At 36.3% G+C, this 23,904-nt stretch carries 21 protein-coding genes; 2 read left to right on the forward strand and 19 right to left on the reverse strand.

The features are described from left to right. Positions 1-34: 34 nt before the first annotated feature. The 3 genes from M0D58_RS03405 to M0D58_RS03415 all read right to left on the reverse strand — a co-directional run bounded on the left by M0D58_RS03405 (position 35) and on the right by M0D58_RS03415 (position 3,271). Positions 35-730, reverse strand: a complete 696-nt coding sequence (locus M0D58_RS03405; protein ID WP_248393605.1) for a DUF3307 domain-containing protein — start codon at positions 728-730, stop codon at positions 35-37. Positions 731-732: 2 nt separating this feature from the next. After that, positions 733-1,338 (reverse strand): SatD family protein, encoded by a 606-nt coding sequence (locus M0D58_RS03410; RefSeq protein ID WP_248393606.1) that lies wholly within the window; start codon positions 1,336-1,338, stop codon positions 733-735. A gap of 520 nt (positions 1,339-1,858) precedes the next feature. Continuing rightward, the gene (locus tag M0D58_RS03415; protein ID WP_248393607.1) at positions 1,859-3,271 is read right to left on the reverse strand and encodes an APC family permease; all 1,413 of its coding nucleotides are present in this window, start codon (positions 3,269-3,271) and stop codon (positions 1,859-1,861) included. 655 nt (positions 3,272-3,926) lie between these two features. On the opposite strand from M0D58_RS03415, the gene M0D58_RS03420 reads away from it, so the two are divergent. Continuing rightward, positions 3,927-4,436 (forward strand): DUF4920 domain-containing protein, encoded by a 510-nt coding sequence (locus M0D58_RS03420; protein ID WP_248393608.1) that lies wholly within the window; start codon positions 3,927-3,929, stop codon positions 4,434-4,436. A 79-nt stretch (positions 4,437-4,515) separates the two neighbouring features. On the opposite strand, the gene M0D58_RS03425 is transcribed toward M0D58_RS03420, so the two are convergent. Continuing rightward, complete coding sequence (locus M0D58_RS03425) at positions 4,516-5,625, reverse strand: M14 family zinc carboxypeptidase (protein WP_248393609.1); 1,110 nt, start codon at positions 5,623-5,625, stop codon at positions 4,516-4,518. A gap of 841 nt (positions 5,626-6,466) precedes the next feature. On the opposite strand from M0D58_RS03425, the gene M0D58_RS03430 reads away from it, so the two are divergent. Further along, a complete protein-coding gene (locus tag M0D58_RS03430) occupies positions 6,467-7,015 on the forward strand; it encodes a helix-turn-helix transcriptional regulator (RefSeq protein ID WP_248393610.1) in 549 nt (182 codons plus the stop codon). 65 nt (positions 7,016-7,080) lie between these two features. Here M0D58_RS03430 and M0D58_RS03435 read toward each other — a convergent pair whose 3' ends face one another. The 15 genes from M0D58_RS03435 to M0D58_RS03505 all read right to left on the reverse strand — a co-directional run bounded on the left by M0D58_RS03435 (position 7,081) and on the right by M0D58_RS03505 (position 23,876). Next, complete coding sequence (locus M0D58_RS03435; protein ID WP_248393611.1) at positions 7,081-8,253, reverse strand: proline dehydrogenase family protein; 1,173 nt, start codon at positions 8,251-8,253, stop codon at positions 7,081-7,083. 64 nt (positions 8,254-8,317) lie between these two features. Next, positions 8,318-9,247, reverse strand: a complete 930-nt coding sequence (locus M0D58_RS03440) for a UbiA family prenyltransferase (RefSeq protein WP_248393612.1) — start codon at positions 9,245-9,247, stop codon at positions 8,318-8,320. A gap of 10 nt (positions 9,248-9,257) precedes the next feature. Next, on the reverse strand, positions 9,258-10,184 hold the full coding sequence (locus M0D58_RS03445; protein ID WP_248393613.1) for a mevalonate kinase family protein: 927 nt from the start codon (positions 10,182-10,184) through the stop codon (positions 9,258-9,260). Positions 10,185-10,373: 189 nt separating this feature from the next. Continuing rightward, complete coding sequence (locus M0D58_RS03450; RefSeq protein ID WP_248393614.1) at positions 10,374-12,545, reverse strand: M12 family metallo-peptidase; 2,172 nt, start codon at positions 12,543-12,545, stop codon at positions 10,374-10,376. A gap of 153 nt (positions 12,546-12,698) precedes the next feature. Then, positions 12,699-14,234 carry an MFS transporter gene (locus M0D58_RS03455; RefSeq protein WP_248393615.1) on the reverse strand — a complete coding sequence of 512 codons (1,536 nt, stop codon included), beginning with the start codon at positions 14,232-14,234 and terminating at the stop codon, positions 12,699-12,701. A 476-nt stretch (positions 14,235-14,710) separates the two neighbouring features. Further along, the gene (locus tag M0D58_RS03460; protein ID WP_248393616.1) at positions 14,711-15,892 is read right to left on the reverse strand and encodes an acetyl-CoA C-acyltransferase; all 1,182 of its coding nucleotides are present in this window, start codon (positions 15,890-15,892) and stop codon (positions 14,711-14,713) included. A gap of 101 nt (positions 15,893-15,993) precedes the next feature. Next, positions 15,994-16,371: a hypothetical protein gene (locus tag M0D58_RS03465; RefSeq protein WP_248393617.1), complete on the reverse strand. Its 378-nt coding sequence runs from the start codon at positions 16,369-16,371 to the stop codon at positions 15,994-15,996. Positions 16,372-16,519: 148 nt separating this feature from the next. Beyond that, a complete protein-coding gene (locus M0D58_RS03470) occupies positions 16,520-17,614 on the reverse strand; it encodes a hypothetical protein (protein ID WP_248393618.1) in 1,095 nt (364 codons plus the stop codon). Positions 17,615-17,693: 79 nt separating this feature from the next. Beyond that, the gene (locus M0D58_RS03475; RefSeq protein ID WP_248393619.1) at positions 17,694-18,401 is read right to left on the reverse strand and encodes a hypothetical protein; all 708 of its coding nucleotides are present in this window, start codon (positions 18,399-18,401) and stop codon (positions 17,694-17,696) included. Continuing rightward, entirely contained in the window at positions 18,379-18,924 is a 546-nt protein-coding gene (locus M0D58_RS03480; protein WP_248393620.1) for an RNA polymerase sigma factor, read from the reverse strand. Before M0D58_RS03480 ends, M0D58_RS03475 begins: the two co-directional genes overlap by 23 nt. 114 nt (positions 18,925-19,038) lie before the next feature. Further along, the gene (locus M0D58_RS03485; RefSeq protein ID WP_248393621.1) at positions 19,039-20,421 is read right to left on the reverse strand and encodes a nucleoside permease; all 1,383 of its coding nucleotides are present in this window, start codon (positions 20,419-20,421) and stop codon (positions 19,039-19,041) included. Between the two features lie 18 nt (positions 20,422-20,439). Beyond that, a complete protein-coding gene (locus tag M0D58_RS03490) occupies positions 20,440-21,039 on the reverse strand; it encodes a bifunctional nuclease family protein (protein WP_072882407.1) in 600 nt (199 codons plus the stop codon). A gap of 198 nt (positions 21,040-21,237) precedes the next feature. Next, positions 21,238-22,185: an electron transfer flavoprotein subunit alpha/FixB family protein gene (locus M0D58_RS03495; protein ID WP_248393622.1), complete on the reverse strand. Its 948-nt coding sequence runs from the start codon at positions 22,183-22,185 to the stop codon at positions 21,238-21,240. 118 nt (positions 22,186-22,303) lie between these two features. Then, the gene (locus M0D58_RS03500) at positions 22,304-23,050 is read right to left on the reverse strand and encodes an electron transfer flavoprotein subunit beta/FixA family protein (protein WP_248393623.1); all 747 of its coding nucleotides are present in this window, start codon (positions 23,048-23,050) and stop codon (positions 22,304-22,306) included. Positions 23,051-23,168: 118 nt separating this feature from the next. Then, a complete protein-coding gene (locus tag M0D58_RS03505; protein ID WP_248393624.1) occupies positions 23,169-23,876 on the reverse strand; it encodes an SDR family oxidoreductase in 708 nt (235 codons plus the stop codon). Between the last annotated feature and the right edge of the window lie 28 nt (positions 23,877-23,904).

Here is a 23,904-nt window from a genome sequence, read left to right on the forward strand (position 1 = left end):
TCTAAAATTACTTTTTATTAGATTTATATTATATTTATTTAATTAAAATTCCTGTTAAAACTGCCAGTCCAAAACTTAAAAGCGTTCCGATCAGTACATACTCGGTTAACTTTCTCTGTTTTGCCTGGGCAAGGTCGCTAAATCTGAAAACAGACTTTGCAGCCACCATAAAACCTACCCCTTCCCAATGATTCACTACAATAAAAGTGAAAACTAATAAACGTTCCAAAATCCCAATATATTTCCCTGCACTCGATAAAGATTCGGTTTGTATATTGTTGGTTGTCTCCGGAACTGGCGTCCATGAAGACAATAATATTTTAATAAAAATCGAAGCGGGCGCTGTTAAAAACAAGGCTGCCATTACAATTTTTAACAATTCCTGATTTTGAAGAAATTCAAAATTAAATTCATTAAAGTAAAAAGAAACTCCTGCGATCACCAAAACATGGAAAGCCTGATCGATGAAAAACCAGTTCTTCTTATTTTTATAAGTTTGAAAACTGAGTTTACATGCATCAATAATAAAATGCGAAACACCTATCAAAATAGCGACCCACCAAAGCTGTAAATCCCAAAGGAAAATAAAGCTTAAAACCGTGTGAATCAAAACGTGAATATACAGATATACGCTTTTCAGTTTTTTGCTCTCTTTGTCTGCAACCCATGAATCCGGCTGAAGAATAAAATCTCCGAGTAAATGCGCCAATATGAGTTTAATAAAAATCATGTTTAGAGTTCCGAAATTTTCTTTCTGAAATATTGATTGGTTTCTACAATTAATTCGTAATTGGCACGCTTCAGTCTCTGGCTTACCGAGGACTGTGAGATGGCAAATTTCTTGGCAAGATCTTCCTGTGTGATTTCTTTATTCATAATCATTTCATGAATAATTTCAGCAGTGGCCATCGTCCAGTTGTCGAAATCTTTTGAAGACCATTTGAGCAGAATATTAAGATCCCTGTCTACAGAGTCGTTGGAAGTTTTAACGGAAACAGTATGTCCGTCGTTTTTAAGATCATTGAGTAATCTCCCTGAATGAACGTAAGCGGTTCCGTTAGATTCCGTGATTTTATCTGAAGAGAAATTTTCTTCGCCAATACCTATGGCAATTCGTACGTCTAAATTTTCCTGACTTTTAATGAGTGATTTTATCGCTAAAAAACGCCAGAATACATCGTCGATATTACATTTGAACTGAAATTCGTCACCTCTGTAAATTTCCCATGTCTGGGGAGCGCTTCCCCAATTTTCGAGAAGATTTTTAAGTCTGGTAATCCAAACTTCTGTATCCGCCTGTTGTGAATTAATAATATCTCCGGTAATGACCGCTATCATTCTGCAAATATAAGCATAATTACTTATAAATAAAAAATATAAGCCGATTGACTTATAGATATTGCATATTGCTCCATCTGCTTATATCGATTTTATATGGTTGTCTGCTACTTTATGCCGCCCGGCAATGGTACAGACGAATACCCTAGCCTTGATTGCAGCGGCATCCTTTTGGGGTGCGGCCGGAGCCAAGCGGAGGCCGTAACCCAAAAGATACAGCGGAAAGCAAGATTTAGCTCCTGAAAAAATAAATACACCCACGGCAGAAATTCCAGGCTGTGCCATTCATTTTTAATGCATGCTTATGATCCGTCAAACTCCTGCGCAGGAGTTCACCAACTCTTGCTTAGGAGTTGAGCAACTTGTGCTTAGGTTTTTGTCAACTCCTGCGCATGAGTTGAAAAACTTGCAAGTAAAATGTTGTTTTTGGATGTTAACTTTACCTATTTATCTCTGAAAACAAATGTTAAAATAACACTTAGTAAAGGATGATTTACTCCATATCTGGAATCGTGACGGATTACGGCCGCGGATTTTTCCTATTGATAAAATAGTACACCGGAAGTCCAAGCAACACCAAAACGAAGCCAGGCCAGGTGTACTGCTGCTTGTAGATCAGCAGTAAAATGCAGAAGACAGTACCTATTAACAAATAGATAACAGGCGTAACAGGATACAGCCATGTTTTATAAGGCCTTTCCAGCTCAGGTTTTTTAAATCTCAGATAAATGACCCCGAAAACGGTAATCATGTAGAATAATACAATAACAAAAGAAATCATATCCAGAAGATTTCCGTATTGACCGCTAAGACATAATATCGAAGCCCAGATTCCCTGCATCCATAATGCATTTTCAGGAACTGCATTTTTGTTATTTTTTTCTGCCTGCCTGAAGAACATTCCATCTTTGGCCATGGTCTGAAAAACCCTTGCTCCGGCAAGAATCAACCCGTTGTTGCATCCGAAAGTGGAAACCATAACAAGAACTGCAATAATAACAGTTCCTGCACTTCCGAAAATAAAATGGGAGGCTGCCACCGCTACCCTGTCGTTTTCTGCAAATGCGATGGAATCTCTGTCGAGAGCATTAAGGTAAACATAGTTCACGGCAATGTATAATATCATAACCGCTGTTGTTCCGTAGATCATTGATTTAACAACATTTTTCTTAGGATTTTCAATTTCACCCGATACAAACGTTACACTTTCCCAGGCTACGGAACTGAATACAGAACCTACCATCGCTGCGGCAATTCCTCCAAGGAGGGTCATCCCGCCAATGGGTTCCCAGCCTTCTTTTAAGAAATTTCCGAACCGGTCTTTGGTAAGATTGTTAAAAGCATCATATCCGAAGCTGAAATTTTCGGCAAGATGGGATACGTCAACCAGAATAAATCCTGCCGCAATTAATCCCAACAAGGCAATGATTTTTGATCCTGTAAAAATATTCTGCAATAGCTTTCCACTTTCCATGCCTCTTGTATTGATGTAAGTAAGCAAAAGGATAATGGCGATGGCAAGCATCTGAATCCACGTAATTTTAAATTCACCACTCTGGAAAATAGGTGCTGCATCATTAAGAGAAGGAATCAGGTAAGCCGTAAATTTTCCGAATGCCATCGCTACAGCAGCAATCGTTCCTGTTTGGATCACCGTAAAAAGGCCCCATCCGTAAAGGAAACCCATTCTTTTACCGAAGATTTCTTTCAGGTAAGTGTATTGTCCGCCTGCTTTTGGAAATAAAGCCGAAAGTTCGCCGTAGCTTATCGCTGCAGCTACTGTCATGATTCCTGTGATGACCCAAACGATAATCAGCCAGAAGCCTGAACCAAGATTACGCATCATATCTGCGGTTACAATGAAAATTCCGCTTCCGATCATCGACCCCATTACCAACATGATGGCGTCCCAAAGTTTTAGTTTTTTCTGCATAGTGAAGTATAGGCTCCAAATATAAATAAATATAGGATTAGTTTGTTTTAAATTATAACTGAGGTATCTTATTCGTTTTTAACGCAACGGTCGCAAGGATTTTATTGAATAACGGAGCATATTTTCCGGTCGCTAATGCGTTTTGCTTAGCTAATGAAAGAACAGTTTATTGAATGATCAAGAGGCATTTATTGTTTTAACACGAAGGGAGCACTAAGGTTCATTGAATAACAGGGAGCATATTTTTCGGTGCGAAGGCGTTTCATTCAGCAAAGACTTTACGTATAATAAGCTGCTATTATTTTGCTGAGTGAAACGCCCTTGCGAACGGATTATGCAGGAGGATTGATTAATTTTCTTTGTGGACGTTGTGCTAAAAATTGGTACTCGTCGGTTTTTAACCCAAGAGACGCGAGGGTTGCTGAGTAACTAGGTGGTTATTTTTTAAGCACAAACACATTTCATTCAGCAAATGATAGCAAAGTTCCTTTACTGAGTGAAACGCCTTTGCGAACGGACCATAATTGATTAATAGCGTTGCGTTAAAAAGAATTAAACATAGCGAATTAATTACCGAAAGGCAAACCTGCTTTTTATCAAGTTTACCGTCGTTTTGTCATTCAGATTTTATTACTATTTTTGAAAAAAAATCAATATGAAATTCAAATCATTATTATTTGCAGCAGCAGTAAGTGTTTCAACTTTAGCATTTGCACAGGAATCAAAAAAATCCGGTCCGCCGGCTGGAAACGCTGTTGTAGGTGATGTCTACGGAGGAGGTGTCGCTTCTAATGCAGAGTCTAAAGCAATTTCCGTAGATAAACTTAGCAAAAAGCTGAAAAAGGATAATAAAAAAGTGGAAAATGTTGCTGTAAAAGGTAAAGTAACAGATGTTTGCGATAAAAAAGGATGCTGGCTGACGATTCAGACGGAAGACAATTCCCAGTTTTTTGTAAAAATGAAGGATTACGGATTCTTTGTACCCACTGCATTAAAAGGAAAAAATGTAGTGCTTGAAGGTTCTGCCGAAAGAAAAGTAACTTCTGTAGACGAGCAAAAACATTATGCAGAAGATGCTAAAAAACCACAAGCTGAAATAGACGCCATCAAAACACCGAAGGAAGAAATCAGATTTGTAGCGAACGGAATTAAGGTGGTTAATTAATCACGATATCTATCAATTAGTTTATTCTCCAATAACAACATAAAATAATCAGCGGAACCAAAGGTTCCGCTGATTATTTTTAATCTTCAATGAAAAAATTTACTTCCGCATCAAGTTTGGGATATTTGGTCGGACAAATAAACTTTTTGTTTGTACAGTCTATTTCTTTCCATCCTTTACGTTTTTTAACATCACCTACTTCCATAACAAATGGTATGAAAGAAATTTCATCCCTGCCTTCTTCTTTCAGTTCCCGATACTGAACAGCAATATCCAAAACACATTCATGATCCGTGTTCAGCTTTACATTACGGTAAATAATGTCATAATGCGTTTCTTTATTTTCAGGAATTTCCAGATAAGCTTCCCATCCTTCCGTCCCGGAATTCAGTTCGGTCATTGCACTTAATGCATAATAAAGTGCAATGGTATAATATTTCCGGGTTTCTGCTCTTGTATAATCGTCTATAAAATGTCCGCCTTCAAAAAGAATGGTTGGCATTCCGGCTTTGATGAAATTATCTCCCGTAGATGCAGGATAAAACTCATCAGAATATCTTCCGATCTGGTTTGGGATCAGTTCTTTCAGCTTTCCATAAACCGATGCTATAACAGCCATACATTTTTTTCTGTTTTCCGTTATAGTTCGTTCAACATTTTCCGACGGGGCCAGAAATGAAAGAGTAGCAGGATGAATTCCGTCTGTAGTAAAAATCGTTCTCTGCTCATGAAGGTTTAGTGCATAATCATATTTCTTCTTTGCAACAGCCTCTTTCAATAATTTGATTTCCTTGCTGGCTTCATTATGAAAATCCCTGTTCAGGTCAATATCGGAAGCATTAAGCCTGGTCCATCTTTCGGATCCGTCAGGATTAAGCATAAATATAAAATCCAGTTTTATTTTGCTGAACAACTCGGCTTTCAAATCGGGAGCTTTATCTAAAGTTGTAAACAGATCAAGCATAGCATGAGTAGCATTCGATTCATTTCCGTGCATCTGGGACCATGCAATAATATTGATATCACCGTTTCCGATTGTCAGCTGATAAACCGGTTTACCCAGATAAGACTTTCCTATCTCATTAATATAATCGCTAAGATTGGTCTGTAGGAAAAAAAATAATTTTTCAGGGAAAATATAGCGATTGGGGAAATTGGGATTTTGCTGATACAGCTTTTCAAAATTCATTGTGTAATAATTTACAAGAGTCAAAATTAACAAAATTTCGTTGATAAATAAAATTAACATTTGTAATATCATCAAACAGTAAAAATTGCCATTTTGTCTGTGGATAAAATTGTGGATTAACAATAATTCAATTATAAATATTTAAAATTTTAATATTCAGTATTTTATGAATTTTAATTAAATTTAAAATTGAATATTACTTGAAGTGGAAAATGGTATCCTTATCTACATTTGCTTGTAATTCCCTTAAACAAGTTTTGATGTGGAAAAAGATTAAATTAACTTGGTATACAAATGTAAATTGTTGATAATTTAGATCTTTAATTTGTTTGAAAAGCAAGATTTATGGTTGAATTTAATAATGTAACATAATAAACCAAATATTAAAATCCTATTAAATATGCTATTTCAGATACAGCTGATGATTTCCCTGATAATAGTATATAATAGAAATATGGTTACTGAAATTTGAGCTATAATAAACCTTTTTGCCATTTAATCAGATACATGTAAAGCCCTACTCTATTTTCAGGTATTTTAATCCGCGAAAAGCTTCCTACAACGCATGAATACTAAGATAATTAGTCATATCTAATATAAAAATTAACATTATTGCATTTACTTCATGTATTACTTTAAGTAAAGAAATTTATTTGATCACTTGTGGAAAATATGTTAAATAAAAATGCTTGCATTTAATAAATATAAATATAAGATTCTATTAATCAGTATATTAATTATTTACATCTGTATATTAAAAATCTCGTTACTAATTTACTTTTGTATTTGTCAATTGTAAATTTTATTTTTACATTTGTAAAAAGATTGATAAACCAATTTTATGAGCTTAAATGAAAGAATTTCTAAGGTTATTGAATATTCCGGGTTAACTCCCTCTGAGTTCGCAGATGAAATCGATGTACAACGTTCTTCTATTTCGCATGTTACTTCAGGCCGGAATAAACCTTCTTTAGAATTTATCATCAAAATAAAATCCCGCTTTCCTGAAATCCTCTGGGACTGGCTCGTAACGGGTGAAGGGCAGATGCTGAAATCTGAATTACCGGAAATTACCAAAACTGAAGTTGAAAGTTCAGATAATAGTGAAGAAGAAAAATCTAAGCCGACTTCTCTCCCGGATCTTTTTACGATGATGAATGACGATGAAGATTTTGGTGCTGAAGAAAATGAAATGGAGGCTCCGAAACAAACGCCTGCAGAATCCTTTATACCGAGCCAAAGTCAAGGAAGAGAAAAAATAACCGATTCTCAGCGATTAGAAAATTATATTCCAATAAATACCATTCAATCAGCTAATAATAAAGGTGTTGCGATAAAGCGTATTGTTATCTTTTATGAAAATGGAAAATTTGAAAGTTTTGAGCCTTAAAATGAAAATACTGATTATAAAAAAAGCCTTACAAATTGTAAGGCTTCTATATTTTATCTGAATAATTATCTGCTGTTCTTTCTTCTTTCCAGTTCTTTTTTGATAAGACCGAGTTCCCTTCCGGTTTGTCCGGCAACAGAAGTATTCTCCTGTGCTCTTCTCGTAAGATATGGTACAACATCTTTCACCGGTCCGTATGGAAGATATTTCGCAACATTATAGCCTTTATCTGAAAGATAGAAAGTAATGTTATCACTCATTCCGTAAAGCTGTCCGAAATGGACATGGTTATTCCCGTTTTCAAGGTTTTTTGCTTTCATTTTATCCATTACTAGTTCTGAAGAGATTTCATTATGGGTTCCAAAGAAAGCTGAAACTTTATCAAGGTGATTCATTACAAAATCAATTCCGGCATTATAATTTTTATCTGATGACTCTTTTGTTGGCTGGATCGGATCCGGATATCCTTTTTCTGCAGCTCTTGCTCTTTCCTTTTCCATATAGGCGCCACGAACAATCTTATAACCGATAAAATAGCCTTTCTCCCTTGCTCTCTCTACATGCTCCTCCATATATTCAAGCCTTCCGGTACGGTACATCTGAATGGTATTCCATACAATAGGTTTTTCCTGGTTATATTTTTCCATCATGTCTTCACAAAGCTTGTCGGCAGCATCCTGCATCCATGTTTCTTCTGCATCTACCATTACTTTCTTATCATTTTCGTGACACAGTTTACACACTTCATCAAATCTTTTCACCACTCTTTCCCATTCTTCTTTCTGGCTTGAAGTAAGTTCATTATTTTTTCCAACCGATTCATATAAATCAATTCTTCCAAAAGCGGTAGGCTTAAAGACAATAAAAGGAATTGCCGGGTTTCCCACAGAAAATCTTACGATGTCTTTAATCTCTTTGCAAACGGCATCAAAAGTTTCTTCATCTTCTTTACCCTCAATAGAATAATCGAAAATACTGCCTACTCCTCTTTTGAAAAGCTGTTTTACCACTTTCATACTCTCTTCACGGGTTTCACCACCGCAAAACTGTTCAAATAAAGTATTTTTGACAATTCCGGTAACGAAAGGGAAATTATTATGTACGGTAAAATTAAGCAGAGAAGTTCCTACTTTTGTGAGTGAAGGCTGCTCAATCATCTTGAACATCCAATACGCTTTTCTTAACTGTGCATCAGATTTATCCGCAAATGCGATTTTAGTATCGTTGAAAATGGGCATTACTTATATAGATTTATAGTTCCACAAAGGTAAGGATAAGGAAAGGTTTTTTAAAGAAATTTTTCTACAATTTACCTTCCAGTCCGCTAAGCAGCATTGCTATAATTCCGGCAAAAACCCAGAATCTTAAAATATTAATGGTGAAAAATTTATTCTGTCTTGAACTATTGATAATAAGATAAATACATAGAATAAAAACAAATAATCCCACTGCGAAATAATAAGCCATAAATCCGGCAATTCCCGTTTTCAGAATCAGCTTCATAGAAACTGCTATCGTTACGATAAGCAAAGAGACAATAATTCCATTTACAGTTTTAATATCAAAATAAGTAGGGATCGTGGTGTAGCCGAATGTTTCATCTACTCTTTTTGTCAATGTATCTTTCACAATGTCAATACATAATAAAATCAGGAAAAGAAACACAGCCATTAAAAGAACTTTCTTTGAAAAAGTCTGATAATAAACCATCATGCCGAAAAAAGGATACAGCGTAAGACTTACAAAAGTAAGGTTATTGAGAATTAAAATCCGGCTCAGTTTATGGCTGTAAAACCACATAAAAAACTGATAAACAATAAAAAAAATAAATACATTGTGGGAGATCATCCATGCAACCCCAAGGGAAATCAAACTTAAAATAAGATATGCATACAAAAAATATTTCTGCTTGATAAAACTCTGAATTCTTGTTCTGAAAGGCTTTACAAGATGATCCTTTTCAAAATCATAAAACTGGTTGATAATGCCTCCTGCCAGAATTGTAAGTACGGTACAGAAAATAATACCGTGAACTTTAAAATCAAAGACGAATTTTCTGAAACTTTCATCCTGGTTAAAGAGAAAAAAAGTAGAAACATAAAGGGCTAAAGTAAGGAGTGCCGCAACAAAAAAGCGAGCTCCCAAAAGAAAGCCCACAAATTGTGAAAATCTGTAAATAATAGATTTTTTGACGTATTTTTTTTCCTGGAAATTTTCTTTTTCAGAATTCATTTCCAACTGTTTAGAATCTGTAAATCACTTCTTTATTAAAGCCGTCAAGCATTTTTTCCGCTTTTTCGTAATCTTTGGTAAAACCTAAAATATAACCACCGCCACCGCTTCCGCAGAGCTTTAAATAATATGCATTAGAATCAAGGCCTTTTTTCCACACATTAAATAAACTTTCAGGAATCATGGGTCTGAAATGTTCATATGCCCAATGAGAAAGTTTTTTCAGATTTCTGAAAAAAGGATTCATGTCTTTTTTCAGAAAAGCATCAATACAGGCGTTATTATAACGTATAAATTCTTCTTTAAGTGTTTTCCTGAAACCTTCTGTTTTCATTTTTTCAAAGAAAATCTGAACCATTGGTCCTGTCTCGCCGGTCATACCGGAGTCGATCAGAAAAATAGCGCCTTTTCCGGCTTCACTTGCAGGAATTGCCACTTTGTCAACACTTTCTTTGCTTTCGATCAGGATCGGAAGGTTCATATAACAAATCAAAGGATCAATTCCAGAACTTTTGCCGTGAAAATAGCTTTCCATTAATCCAAAAACATGGCGAAGACTTTTTAATTCATCTTTGGAAATATTTTCAGGTTCATGCTTTGATATGGAATAGCGTTCAAAAATAGCGGCTACCAATGCGCCGGAACTTCCTACACCATATCCCTGAGGAATATTACTGTCAAAAAATAATCCTGAAGAAATTTCTTCTTTAAATCTTAAAACATTAAGCTCAAAAGTTTCGGGAAGGTTCAGATCTTCAAGATATTCGGCATATTTTTTTAAATGTTCATTAGACTTTTTTTCGAATTCGGAATCTAATGATGAGAACTTGAGGGTACCTTTATAGAAGCTATAAGGTAATGTCAAACCTTGGGAATCTTCTATGATTCCATATTCTCCGAACAAAAGAATTTTTGCGTAAAATAATGGGTTTGTCATTTAATTTAATAAATTTTTTGCAAATGTAAAATTATTCTCCTGAATATAAGCAAAACTTAAGCCGAATATTGATAGTTTTTAACATTCATTATTACAATTAATTTTAAAATATCAAAAATCATCTTAGTTTTTTATTAAAGTTAATAAAAAAAGCCTGAATAATCAGGCTTATATTGTAAAATATTTAAATTATTGTTTTATTAATTTTTTAGTGACTTTTTGTTTTTCCGTTTCAACGGTTATCACATAATTTCCGGTCTGCATTGAGGAAATATTGACATCCATCCTGCTTCCTTTTAATGAAGATTCTGATTTTACCAGTCGTCCGGCTTCGTCGAAAATTTTAAATGATTTTAAAGCTTCTTTAGAAGAAATGGTTATGATATTTCTTGCAGGATTAGGGTAAATACTTACGCTGTTGTCTTTGGTATTGACATCTTCAACAGCCAGCACTGAACATGAGAAATTTGCTTTCCAGCCGATATCATTCACTTCAACATCAGAAACAAATCTTACCGTAATAGCTCCGGAAGGATGTGTAGAAGTAAATGTTCCCGGTAAAGTTGTTCCCGTTAAGGCATTTCCATTGGCAAACAATGGTGAACTTGTAGAAGGTCCGTTGTAAATATACATAAAATCATAATCTTGTTCCAGTGCGAATTCTGTAAAAGTCATAGAAAGTGCTCCGGAAGACGGATAAAATGTTTTTACAACAGTTTGGTTGTCACCATAATTTGCAGTCGTTCCGCCCGTATCTGTGAAAATCGCTCCATTACACCAGTTGCCATCGGTCATAAATAATTGCGTTCTCTGGTATGCAGCGGAACAGTCTGTTCCTACGGATAACAAATAATAGGTTGCAGGCTGAAGATTTGAAAAACTTAAGGACTGGGTTGTACTATTTCCGCTGGCAACAGCAGTTCCGTCAAATTTTGTAAGTCTGTATTTCCATGAAGCCGATGTAGCATCATTAAAAGTTGCACTTGCTGAAGTCTGTGTAATATTTGAAACGGACAATCCTGAGATTGTAGTGCTGCAGGCCGTTGTACAATCCATTCCCAAACATGATTTCGAGTCTACCGTACTCCTGATCAGTGCACCAGGCTGAGGACCGAATCCGTTGGCAAAATTAATTCCCACTCCCGAAACCAAATGACAGTAACTCATAATGGTACCCTTAACACTTGGCGCCGGAATCGGGCCTGTAGGGCATGTTCCTTCAGGATATCCGGCTACTGTTCCGCATCCGTCAATTGCCGTGGAATTTCCGTTCCATGCACAGGCATGGGTATGAGGAGAACCTAAACTATGGCCCATTTCATGAGTCATTGCTTCGATTGTCCATGAATAAACAGGAACGTTGCTATACGTTTGAGCGGCTCCTGAATATGCGTGTCTGCTTGTTGTACAAAGTGAATTTACGTATGCTACACTTGTTGTAGAAGGCTGATTTACCAAATGCGCAAGATCACCGTTGAAAGATTGTCTGTTTGCCCTGAAACTTGCGAGATTAGCGTTCGGATTACCTGTATAAGGGTCTGCTGTAGTCCAGACAAAAACTTCATTCAGTGCAATTTTTATATCGTCGTTGTTGTAAAGTGTGGCAATATTGTTATGAATGGCAGTAAGCCAGTTTGTTGTAGTGGTAACATTAGAACCATTGTTTACATAAGGGGTATAACATATCTCATAATATATCCTTACGCAGTTTTGCGTCATAACCTTTCCTGCATTTTTTTGTGCATTCGGATCAAAGGATATTTTCTGATTTTGATTTTCCGCCAATTCATCTACGCCGCATACGAACGGATTGATTCCCGTAAGCTTTGAATCTGAATAACTTACAAAGTCTGAAGAATTTTTTGCTTTTCCCACAACAATATTTCCCAATTCAGGAGTAGAGGCAACCCCCACAATATCGGCATCAAAAAAGCTGAATGCAACCACAGACTGGTTATCTCCCTTTACAATTCCCTGATAATAAACTCCGGGAGTATAATCTACTATTTCCCCTTTGCTGGTAGTGACCTTGAAGTCTTTAGTGAAAATTTCATTTTTGTAAAGTTCCATGGTGATTTGTTTTCCATCGAAGGGAAAAGATACTTCCAGGAATTCCGGTTTGTCGTGAACAAGCTTTTTAAGTTGTCTGCTATCTACATTCAGAACAGAAATATCTGTAGCTGCCCTTTTATATTCAGTAAGTTTTTCCGAATTGTTATTTAAGGTAAAAAGATCATATTTTTCAAAAGTTTTCTTTTGAAACCGGTATTCTGAAATTTTCGCTGCAACGGGGCGAAGACTCTGAGAAAAACCCAATACCGCACATTGTAAAATACAGATCGTGAGTAGCTTTTTTATCATTATTTTTAATAGATTTAACAATTTGCAAATAAACGAAAAAAAACACAAAATTAATGTTAATATGATATGTATTATATAATAATCCCTTAATTAACACAAATTTCCATGCATAAAAAAAGACGCTTACAACAGCGTCTTTTTTATTTATTTGTCTTAATCGTTTTTAGGAGTACTGAGTTTCAAAAACCTTATAAGAATTAATCCTACAAAGAAGAAGATTGCCATTGAAAATGCTGCAAACCTCATCCCGGAGGCAGATGGAAGCATAACATCAATTTTAGCAAAGATAGACCGTAGAGCATCGTACTTATCAATAAATAATGCAAAAACAAAAGTTCCTACAATAATGGCAATTTTTTCCAGTACATCATAAAAGCTGAAAAATGTAGTATTTTCCATTGAATTTTCCGGCAAAAGCTTGGAATAAGTGGATCTTGACATTGCCTGAAGACCTCCCATTACAAGCCCGACAACCGCTGCAACACCATAGAACTGGTATTCAACCGTAGGATTTTCCTTATTAAGGAAGTATGCCCAGATACAGGCCACAATCCACAATACTACGGCGATGGATATTACATTTTTATTTCCGATTTTTCTTGATAATCTTGAGAATATAACTGCACCTATGATGGCTTCAATCTGGATAATAAGAAGGGTTCCTATAAGCTTATCCTGAGGAAGATTTATTTCACTTTTCCCGAACAGGGTCGCCATCAGGAAAATAGTCTGCATCCCTACACTGTAGAAAAAGAAACTGGAGAGGAAAAATTTAAGATTTCTGTGTTTAAACAGCTCCTTTCCTACTTTAAATAATTCATTGAAACTTTCTTTGGCAATATCTTTATAGAAGCACAGGTTATCTTTCAATACTTCAAAAAAACCGCCCTGTTCTTCGTGTTTTTTAAAAATGTTTTTATAATTTAATAATACAAGATCTTTCGGAAGCTTTTCTTTAACATCACCGAACTGAGGCAGATGCTTAAAGGTATATTGTGAAAAACCAAACCACCAGGCGCCTGTTAGCAGGAAGCTTACCCTTGTGAACAAAAGTTGTTTTGCAGGGTCTCCCTTGGCCACAACCTGTATTAATAATAGACAAATAATTACCAAGACAACCGAACCGATATAGCCGTAAACATACCCTTTTGCGGAAAGTGCATCCTGTTTGTCCCTTGTAGCGATATCCGGAAGGAACGAATTATAAAATACAAGACTGCCCCAAAATCCGACACTTGCCGTAATGCTGAACAGAAGCCCAAGGAAGACATTGTGCATACCGGTAAACATGGCCAATCCCATACAAGAAGTGGCCCCCAGATAACAGAAAAACTGCAGAAAGGATTTTTTATTCCCGATAGTATCTGCTAATGATGAGAGAAACGGAGACAACAATACCACGATAAAGAAAGAAATCGTTAACGAATATCCGTACACGGCATCCGGCTGGTATTCTTTTCCAAAAATGGTAATCATGTGTCTTACCGGAACATCAATCCAGGACTTTGTTTCTTCCACATATTCTTTCTTTTCGTACGCTGTAGTAAGAATGGAATAATAAATGGGGAAAATGGTAGAAGTAATAACGAGAGAGTATACTGAATTGGCCCAGTCATAGACTGCCCAGGCTTTCATAATCTTCGGGTTATTCTTTATGTTTTGAGTTTCGTGGTTCTCAATTTCAGACATTTCAAATAATATTAGTAGCACAAAAATAGGAAAAGGATCGAATATTCGTAAGTTTTTATTTTGTTTGGGAGAAATTTTATTGTTGGCTTAAAATTAAATTGTTTTCATACTTCTTTATTGTCACTGTGAAAAGTATTTTTATCGCAAGGATAAATAAAGAAGATCTTAATTATTTTGAATGTTTTAAAGATAACAATGACACTTCGTTTAGTGAAGTAATACCAAATCTAGTACTCTTGAATATGGTCAAAGATTGAATACTGTCCAAACTTAGCCCTGATCGAACGGCATGTCTGAGCTCTTTTCCGGTTTTAGTTTTTGCGGCGGCTCCGCCGCCGCAAAAACTAAAACCGGAAAAAGCGAGTAGTGAGAGCAGGAAAAAGCTCCTAAAAAGATAATTCAACAAACTTAAAAACTCCTCATAAAAAAATCCGAAAGCAAACACTTCCGGATTCTGATTTTTATCTAACAACTATTTATTGTAAATTTTCGATAACGATGGCAGAAGCACCGCCTCCACCATTACAGATGGCAGCTGCACCATATTTGCCGTTATTTTGTTTCAAAACATTGATCAGCGTAACAATAATTCTTGAACCTGAACTTCCAAGCGGGTGACCAATAGCTACTGCTCCACCATTTACATTCACTTTAGAAGCATCTAATCCCAGAATTTTATTGTTGGCAAGGCCTACTACAGAGAAAGCTTCGTTGAACTCGAAGAAATCGATATCTGTAAGTTCCAATCCTGCTTTTTTAAGCGCAATCGGTAATGCTTTTGAAGGTGCAGTAGTGAAATCTTCCGGAGCCTGAGCCGCATCTGCATAAGAAATGATTTTTGCCAATGGCTTAAGTCCCAATTCTTCCATTTTCTCTTTAGAAACGAGGATCAAAGCAGAAGCCCCGTCATTTAAAGTAGAAGCATTTGCTGCTGTTACCGTTCCCTCTTCTTTTTTGAATACGGTAGGAAGCGTTGGAATCCTGTCGAAGCTTACAGATTTGTATTCTTCATCTTCAGCAAATATTACAGGTTCTCCTTTTCTCTGCGGAATTTCTACCGGTACTACCTCATCGGCAAATTTTCCTTCGCTCCATGCTTTTGCAGCTCTTTTATAAGATTCGATGGCAAAATTATCCTGTTCTTCTCTGGAAATGCTGTAGTCTGTTGCGCACTTTTCTGCACAAACACCCATGTGAACTTTATTGTACACATCTGTAAGCCCGTCCAGAACCATTCCGTCCTGCATTTTTACGTCACCTAATTTAGTGGCATTTCTTGCGTTGTAATAGTGTGGAACCGAAGACATATTTTCCATACCTCCAGCAACGATCACATCAGCATCACCCGCTTTTATCGCCTGTGCAGCCATCGTTACAGCCTTCATCCCTGAAGCACAAACTTTATTTACCGTAGTGGAAGGCGTTTCGTTTGAAAGACCAGCTCCCAAAGCAACCTGACGCGCAGGTGCCTGACCTTCTCCAGCCTGTAAAACATTCCCCATATAGATTTCCTGAACCTGTTTCGGATCAAGATTAATTTTGTCTAATGCTCCTTTTACGGCAACAGCTCCAAGCTTTGTAGCAGGAACAGCTGATAAACTTCCCAGAAAGCTCCCCATTGGAGTTCTTACTGCGGAAACAATGAATACTTCTTTCATTTTTATAATTCTATTTTTATTCTAAATATACTTCAGGAATTCGTTATTTTAAGATTTATATCTGTGTTTATATAGATTGATATTATTCTAAAAATCAATCATTATTTTCTGCCGGCCACAATAATTATAATGGCTCCCAGAAATTCAACAATCCATCCCCATCTGAGTTTTACAATACCTGCGAGCTTATCCTGCCAAGATTTAAAAGGCATAAAGCTGAAATACTGTAAAGCCTGAAACTTCACGGCAAAAAGGGTAAATATGAATAACAAAATCAGAAGAACAGCAAAAATTCTCGAGATTTTAATACTGTTATTAACAATACCGAACAAGGTCCCTGCAGCAAGAACCCAGCATGCAATAGCAAGTAAATAATCGAGCTCCCAGTAGTTCCAGTTTCCGATCACGGGAACGTGAACAAGCGGCAGAAAACTTCCCGCTACCACCAATATTAACCCTAATAACTGAATATTTTTCATAAATCTTAAAGTGCCAAAATACAAAAAAAAACACACTTACAATAAGTGTGTTTTAAAAGTAAATTTTACCTAACTATCATTCATGAATGATAATACAATTAATAAAAATTTAACTATTATGTAATATAAAATTAGAATCATTATATAATCAGAAATTCACATTCATTATTTCCAGACCAATCTGAAGTCCATATTTGTGACTGAGGGTTGTATTATTATTAAATGCAGGCGTAAAATCTTTCTGAACATAAATATTAAATCCGGCATATCCTATTCCCAATTTCGCTCCGAAAATCAGATCGTTAACTCCGTGATTAATGCTTTCCCTTTCTACAATTCTTCTGCTGTAATCATTGGAATAACGATTGTAAATATTGCTGGAAACTCTTACTCCACCATACACTCCTGCAACTACAGTAAACTGACTGGCTTTATTATCAAGATATTTTGTTCCGTTATAATCCACGTATTTAGGATTAAGCACAAATCTCAAATCAACAGGAATAAAAAGATAATGGTTGTTGATATGCGTATCTTTCAGATTTCCTTTAGTAAAATCTTTGATATCTAAGATTTTATTTTCCTGAGTAAAAGTTTTTCCATATTTAGCCTTTGACTGATCCCAGCGGTATCCCAGTCCGATACGATAGAAAACGGGACTTCTGTAACCTCCGAGCTGATTTTCATAGCGGGCTACATACACAGCAGAATTGAAAATCGTATTCTTAAATTCCGAACTGCTGTTTAAAAAAGCAAAAGGCTTGTCTTTGGTGGTATAGCTTGTTCCAACAATTGAAACAGCGTATTCCCAGGTACGGAGGTAGTCCGCAGGATTCTTTTTATCCTCATCCATGCGTATTTTCAAACCTCCAAGTCCTACAACAATTTGGTTTTTATCTTTTGCCAGAGAATCAATGGGTTTTAATACAGCATCCTTCACCATTTCGCGGGTTGCCTCTTCAAATTCTGTTTTCCGGGCGTCTATTTTTTCATTAATGGATTGTTCATATTTTGAAGCTATATCCGCTTTAAGCCTCTGTTTTTCATCAGCTCCGATTTTATTTTTCTTAAAGTCCTTATCAATATCGTCAAGCTCCTTATTCATTTTTATTTTCTCAGAAATGACAATGCTGTCTATTTTTCTGGAATAATCTGTCATGGAATTATTAACGGGCGGATTTTCCTGCGAAAACGCGTATGAAAATGACATAAGAGCCGTCATTAAGGCAATTTTTGTTTTCATATAAATAATTATTATTTAAAACACTATTTTAGTGCTGGTCATTTTCTGGCCAGTATGTATTTGTAAAAAGATTTTTATTTTATTTGGGATCTACGTAAACAGTCACTCCAAGAACGGTTACATTTTCCACTTTAGGTTTGGGCTTTTCAAAATTAAAAATCCCAAGTTTGATATCATTTTTCTGGGAAGTTTCCCGGGCTTTATCAAATTCTCTTCCCAATAACAGCTCGTTTGAATTGATATATGTTGGTTTGGCCAATTTATTCTGTGCAATTACCGGTGTGTGGTTTTCTATTTTGGCAGGTGCAATATCTATTTTTACGTTTTCAGCGGCTAAATGTTGTAGTTCGACTTCAGGAATTACGGTTTTAAACTTTTTCTCTGTTGTATTTTTCTCTAAAGATAAGTCCGCTTTCTTTTTCTGATACCGGGCGATTTTAACATCAGTTGTTTTGTCTTTAATAGGTGCTTCCGATTTATCAAAATTTCCCTGGTTTTGTAATTCGGGATTGATAGGATTTACCGTTTTTTCCAAACCTTTTTTTACAATGTAATCTATTTCATTATTATCAAAAGTACTTTTCTCAGCATTAAAATAAAAAACAACACCTATGGAAACGAAAAGTAACAATACCGCTGCATATTTCCACCATTGAAAAGATTCTTTTAAAACTCTTTCCGGCTTACTCTCTAACTTATCGTCCAATCTGCTCCAAAGATCGGGGGAAGGCTTTATTTCAAGCTCTTCGTAGCGGGATTTTAATTTATTTAGCATATTGTTTTTCATCCTTTTTCTGTTTTAAAAAATCTGTGATCCATTTTTTGGATTTACTGAGCTGACTTTTGCTAGTCCCTTCAGAAATATTAAGAATTTCTGCTATTTCATGATGTTTTCTTTCTTCAAAGACATAGAGGTTAAAAATAATCCTGTAGCCATCCGGCATTTTAGAGAAAATTTCATCAACATTAATATCCTGCACTTCTTCGTTCCATTCATCATCGCGATACTCAATTTCACTAATCTCCACATCTGAGTATAATATATTTTTCCTTTTCCTGATAAAATTGATGGAATTATTTACCACTATTTTTCTCAGCCAGAACGGAAAACTTTTCCATTCCTTACATTCTTCAATCTTTGAAAAGCAGACAAAAAAAGAATTCATCACAATGTCTTCCGCATCATGGATATTGTTGACATATGAATTTGCAATGGCGAGCATTTTTGCCGAAAACATTTCGTAGAGGACCTTTTGGCCTTTCCGGTCATGTTTTTTTGCCTGTTGGAAATTCTTTTCTAAATGCTTCATGTATCTGTTTCTATCTATAAGACGGAAGATATCCGGAATAGTTGCCTGAAAAATAAAAAAAAATTGCACTTTATAAGAAAAGTGCAATCTAATATATTCGTTATCAATATATAATTAATGTTTAACCTGGGAAATTTCTTCCGGATTGTGTTTATGCTTAAATAATACCGCGAATAAAACCGCAAGAATTAATGCATAGGCAGCAAATGAAAGCCAGATGTTATGCCAGTCTTTTACCATTACCACTGATGAAAGTGTTCCGTCCGGATTCACCATAGCGTTAAAACTTTTCTTTAAAATTTCTAAAAATGTAGGATTATCCGGAGAAGTTTCCAGGTAAGCGGATAAAGAAGACGCTGTGGTAAATTTGTGAGTGAAAAATTTGTCGATTGCCCATCCAGCAGCATAACTTCCGAACACCGCCCCAAAACCATTGGTCATCATCATAAACAGTCCCTGTGCTGAAGAACGGATTTTTTTATCTGTGGTCGTTTCCACGAAAAGTGATCCTGAAATATTGAAGAAATCGAATGCCATTCCGTAAACAATACAGGAAAGAACAATGAGGCTTAAGCCAAACCCTTCAGGAACGCCATATGCAAAGAATGCAAATCTTAACACCCAAGCGATCATTGACATAAGCATTACCTTTTTAATTCCGAATTTTTTCAAGAAAAATGGAATTGCTAAAATAAACAATGTTTCAGACACCTGAGATATCGACATAATAATGGTTGAACGTTTTACAACGAATGAATCTGCATATTTTGGAAAATGTTCAAACTCACTTAAGAAAACATCACCATAAGCGTTGGTAAGCTGTAATGCCGCTCCCAATAACATGGAGAATAAGAAGAACAGGGCCGTTTTATAATCTTTGAATAATTTAAAAGCATTCAGTCCCAGCTGTTCCGCTAGCGGTGCGTTTTTATCAATTAATTTCTGAGGCGGACATTTAGGAAGTGTTAATGCATAAATTCCAAGAAATACCGCAACTCCCCCTGCAATATAAAATTGTCCTTCCGTAGCTTTATTTCCTGTAAGATTGGTTATCCACATGGCCACGATAAAACCTATTGTTCCCCACACACGGATTGGCGGAAAATCTTTCACCACATCCAGATCACTGTTTTTAAGAACCGTATATGAAATAGAATTAGCTAATGCAATCGTAGGCATGTAAAAACACATGGCTAAAAGCATGACATAGAAAAACGAATCGGGGTCTGCCGAATGCGGTAAAAAGAAAAGAACAATTCCGTAAAGAATATGCAAAGCTGCAAATATGCGTTCTGCATTCACCCACCGATCGGCAATAATACCGGTTATGGTAGGCATAAATATGGAAGCGATCCCCATAGTTCCGAAAACGGCTCCAAACTGTGCCCCATCCCAGTGTTTTGTCCCAAACCAGAAATTGGCCATTGTAATCAGCCAGGCTCCCCAAACGAAGAACTGAAGAAAACTGAGGATGGTAAGTCGTAATTTTAAATTCATCTTTTATATAAATATCTTTTAATCGATTTTCTTTTTCCTCCTTTTAATTTCTTCCTGGATTTCCAGAGCAGTATCATAATCTTCTTCCTTCACCGCTTCATCCAGCAATTTCTGCAGCTCCTCCATAGAAACTGATCTCAGGCTATCTTCCGTATTCACCGTTTCCGAGAAGGTCTCCTCTTCTTTGGACACATCTTCCAGCTCCAGAAGTATTCCTGCTTCATTGAGAACCTGCTGTGTGGTAAAAATAGGAGCATCAAATCTTACGGCCATCGCCACGGCATCAGAAGTTCTTGCATCAAGAATAAGTTCTTCTTCCGTTGTTTTATTTTTAAAATTAATATTAGAGAAGAAAACGCCGTCCACAATCTGATAAATGATAACGGAAACGAGTTCATAATTGGCAGAAACTATAAATTTTGTAAATAAATCGTGCGTAAGAGGGCGAGGCGGATGTATATCTTTCTCTAACCCCAGAGAAATGGATTGTGCCTCGAAATTTCCTATAACAACAGGTAATTTTATATGTGTTTCTTCATGTTCCAATAATAATGCGTACGCCCCTGATTGGGTCTGGCTGTACGATATTCCGCGAATAATTAGCTGTTTATAATCCATAAGTACAAATATAGATTAATTTTTGAAAGTTTTTTTTACTTTTTAGACAAAAATAAAAGCCCGAAAGGGGCTTTTACAGGTGATTATAATGATTGGTGAATTGTGAATTTTATTTTCATAACTCAATTTCGTTTTGCAGGTAAATTTTTAATTTAAATTAACAAGCCTAACGAATTGACTCTCCACAATTGACTTCTCTTATCCTTTTATTGCTTTGATTTTCTCTGTTAATGCAGGGATAATCTGGAAAGCATCTCCCACAACACCGTAATCAGCTGACTTGAAGAATGGTGCTTCTGCATCGCTATTGATTACTACGATTGTTTTTGAAGAGTTTACTCCTGCCAGGTGCTGAATTGCTCCCGAGATACCTACCGCAATGTATAAATTCGGGGAAATCGCCTTACCGGTCTGTCCAACGTGTTCTGTGTGAGGTCTCCATCCGATATCAGAAACCGGCTTAGAGCATGCTGTAGCAGCTCCTAAAACGTTTGCCAGATCTTCGATCATTCCCCAATTTTCCGGGCCTTTCATCCCTCTTCCTGCAGAAACTACCACTTCAGCTTCTTTAAGATCCAGTTTTCCAGAGCTCTGCTCGTGAGAGATCACTTTCGTGTCTTCATTGGCAACAGAAAGGTTTTTTACCTCTTCTGTTCCTGAAACCGGGCTTTCTTTAACCCCGAAAGCATTTTGTGAAACGGTGATGATAACACCCGCCGATTCAGCTTTTGCATGCATAAAGCCTTTTCCTGAGAAAGCTCTTCTTTTTACCTGAAGCGGTGAAAGACTTTCCGGAGCCGCCAATACGTTGGTAATTAAGGAATGACCGTTCATTACAGCCAGCATTGGAGCGATAGATGATGCATCAGTAGTATGAGGGAAAACGATAATATTGCCGCCTGCCACTTCACTTACTGCCTGAGCATAAGCTTTTGCCGAGAAATTTTTAAGACCTTCGTCTTTGATGTTGATTACATTGGATGCTCCATATTTATATAACAAATCTGAAGAATCTGTTGGATTTACAGAGATCGCCGTCACGGTATCTCCAGCCTGGTCTGCAACAGCTTTGGCATAAGAAACTGCTTCAAAGGCTGCTTTTTTGTAAACTCCGTTTATATTTTCTGCGTATACGAATACTGCCATTTTAAATTTGTTTAAGGATTAATGTTCAAGATTCAAGGTTACCAAATTATTGTTATTTGACAAATATTTTATTCAATATCAATTGTCTTGAAATCTTTTTACTTTTACTTGATTCTTATTAAATTACTTTCGCTTCTTCGTGAAGTAATCTTACCAGCTCGTCAAGATTGTCCGGAGACACCATTTTTACGGCAGCTCTTGGCGGAACGCTGTCAAAAGAAACACCCTGAACTTTTACTTCTGACGAAGAAGATTCTACCACCTGCAAAGGTTTTGTTCTTGCAGACATAATTCCTCTCATATTCGGGATAATCAGATCTTTTTCATCTACCAATCCTTTCTGACCTGCGATTACTGCCGGCAGCTTTACAGAAATAGTTTCTTTACCTCCTTCAATTTCTCTTACTGCAGTTGCTTCACTTCCATTCACATCAAGTCCTACGGAAGCATTTACAAAAGGCTGATTTAATAATTGAGCAACCATTCCCGGAACAGAACCACCGTTATAGTCGATAGATTCTTTACCGCAAAGGATCAGGTCATAACCGCCATTCTGAGCTACAGCAGCGATTTCTTTAGCGGTTGAAAAACTATCTTTAGGATCAAGATTTACCCTTACCGCATCATTTGCACCGATAGCCAGTGCCTTTCTTATAACAGGCTCGGTAGTGGCATCACCTACGTTTATTACGGTTACTGTTGCACCCTGAGATTCCTGTAATTTAATTGCTTTTGTTAATGCAAATTCATCAAGCGGATTGATCACCCACTGAATTCCGTTTTTGTCGAATGCGGACTTATCCGCCGTAAAGTTAATTTTAGAAGTAGTATCAGGAACACTACTTATGCAAACTAATATTTTCATATGTTGTTTTAATTTTTTATTGCCCTGAAGCCTTAAAGTTTCAATCGCTAATATAATTAAAAAATATATTATGCATGCATAATACTTATTAATTTATTATTCAGCGCATTAGATGTATTTAATTTGCTGGTTTTGTTGCCCTAAATTCGATCTTACTTGGTAAAACCCTTGAATTCATATTTAAAATATCAAGAACAAGGCTGCCCATATCTTCCGGCTGAATCTTCCATGCATCTTTTTCAGAAGGAATATTACCGTTGAAATGGGTTGCCACAGAACCCGGCATGATGACGGTAGATTTGATATTGTATTTTCTGAGGTCGATCATTGCGGCCTGTGTAAATCCTACTACTCCAAACTTTGAAGCATTGTAACCTGCTCCGTTTTCGAAAAAGTTAGCTCCTGCCAGACTTGAAATGGTGATATAATAGCCTTCCGTCTTTTTAAGTTCTTCTACAGACGCTTTTAATGTATAAAAAACTCCTGTTAAATTCGTTTCAATCATATCATTCCATTCTTCTGCTGACAATTGATCTACAGGCTTGAAAACACCAAGTCCTGCATTGGCAATAACAAAATCCAGCTTCCCGAACTTTTCAACCGCATATTTCACGGCCTCCTCTTCGCTTTCAAGGCTTCTTACATCAGAAACGATTCCCAGAACATTTTCAGAATACTTTTTTAATTCCTGTTCGGCTTTCTCAACATCATCTCTTTTTCTCCCTGAAAATGCGACAGAGACCCCATTTTCAAGTAAAACTTTTGCAATTCCGAATCCTATTCCTTTGGTTCCGCCTGTAATATAGGCTACTTTATCTTTTATCATATTTTTTGATTTAGTTCTTAAAAATAAG

The sequence above is a fragment of the Chryseobacterium nepalense genome (genome assembly GCF_023195755.1).
Taxonomy (GTDB): domain Bacteria; phylum Bacteroidota; class Bacteroidia; order Flavobacteriales; family Weeksellaceae; genus Chryseobacterium; species Chryseobacterium nepalense.

Bases quoted from the DNA above. Each gene is read 5' to 3' on its own strand.
- M0D58_RS03405 (WP_248393605.1), bottom strand. From the start codon at position 730: ATGATTTTTATTAAACTCATATTGGCGCATTTACTCGGAGATTTTATT.
- M0D58_RS03410 (WP_248393606.1), bottom strand. From the start codon at position 1,338: ATGATAGCGGTCATTACCGGAGATATTATTAATTCACAACAGGCGGAT.
- M0D58_RS03415 (WP_248393607.1), bottom strand. From the start codon at position 3,271: ATGCAGAAAAAACTAAAACTTTGGGACGCCATCATGTTGGTAATGGGG.
- M0D58_RS03420 (WP_248393608.1), top strand. From the start codon at position 3,927: ATGAAATTCAAATCATTATTATTTGCAGCAGCAGTAAGTGTTTCAACT.
- M0D58_RS03425 (WP_248393609.1), bottom strand. From the start codon at position 5,625: ATGAATTTTGAAAAGCTGTATCAGCAAAATCCCAATTTCCCCAATCGC.
- M0D58_RS03430 (WP_248393610.1), top strand. From the start codon at position 6,467: ATGAGCTTAAATGAAAGAATTTCTAAGGTTATTGAATATTCCGGGTTA.
- M0D58_RS03435 (WP_248393611.1), bottom strand. From the start codon at position 8,253: ATGCCCATTTTCAACGATACTAAAATCGCATTTGCGGATAAATCTGAT.
- M0D58_RS03440 (WP_248393612.1), bottom strand. From the start codon at position 9,247: ATGAATTCTGAAAAAGAAAATTTCCAGGAAAAAAAATACGTCAAAAAA.
- M0D58_RS03445 (WP_248393613.1), bottom strand. From the start codon at position 10,184: ATGACAAACCCATTATTTTACGCAAAAATTCTTTTGTTCGGAGAATAT.
- M0D58_RS03450 (WP_248393614.1), bottom strand. From the start codon at position 12,545: ATGATAAAAAAGCTACTCACGATCTGTATTTTACAATGTGCGGTATTG.
- M0D58_RS03455 (WP_248393615.1), bottom strand. From the start codon at position 14,234: ATGTCTGAAATTGAGAACCACGAAACTCAAAACATAAAGAATAACCCG.
- M0D58_RS03460 (WP_248393616.1), bottom strand. From the start codon at position 15,892: ATGAAAGAAGTATTCATTGTTTCCGCAGTAAGAACTCCAATGGGGAGC.
- M0D58_RS03465 (WP_248393617.1), bottom strand. From the start codon at position 16,371: ATGAAAAATATTCAGTTATTAGGGTTAATATTGGTGGTAGCGGGAAGT.
- M0D58_RS03470 (WP_248393618.1), bottom strand. From the start codon at position 17,614: ATGAAAACAAAAATTGCCTTAATGACGGCTCTTATGTCATTTTCATAC.
- M0D58_RS03475 (WP_248393619.1), bottom strand. From the start codon at position 18,401: ATGAAAAACAATATGCTAAATAAATTAAAATCCCGCTACGAAGAGCTT.
- M0D58_RS03480 (WP_248393620.1), bottom strand. From the start codon at position 18,924: ATGAAGCATTTAGAAAAGAATTTCCAACAGGCAAAAAAACATGACCGG.
- M0D58_RS03485 (WP_248393621.1), bottom strand. From the start codon at position 20,421: ATGAATTTAAAATTACGACTTACCATCCTCAGTTTTCTTCAGTTCTTC.
- M0D58_RS03490 (WP_072882407.1), bottom strand. From the start codon at position 21,039: ATGGATTATAAACAGCTAATTATTCGCGGAATATCGTACAGCCAGACC.
- M0D58_RS03495 (WP_248393622.1), bottom strand. From the start codon at position 22,185: ATGGCAGTATTCGTATACGCAGAAAATATAAACGGAGTTTACAAAAAA.
- M0D58_RS03500 (WP_248393623.1), bottom strand. From the start codon at position 23,050: ATGAAAATATTAGTTTGCATAAGTAGTGTTCCTGATACTACTTCTAAA.
- M0D58_RS03505 (WP_248393624.1), bottom strand. From the start codon at position 23,876: ATGATAAAAGATAAAGTAGCCTATATTACAGGCGGAACCAAAGGAATA.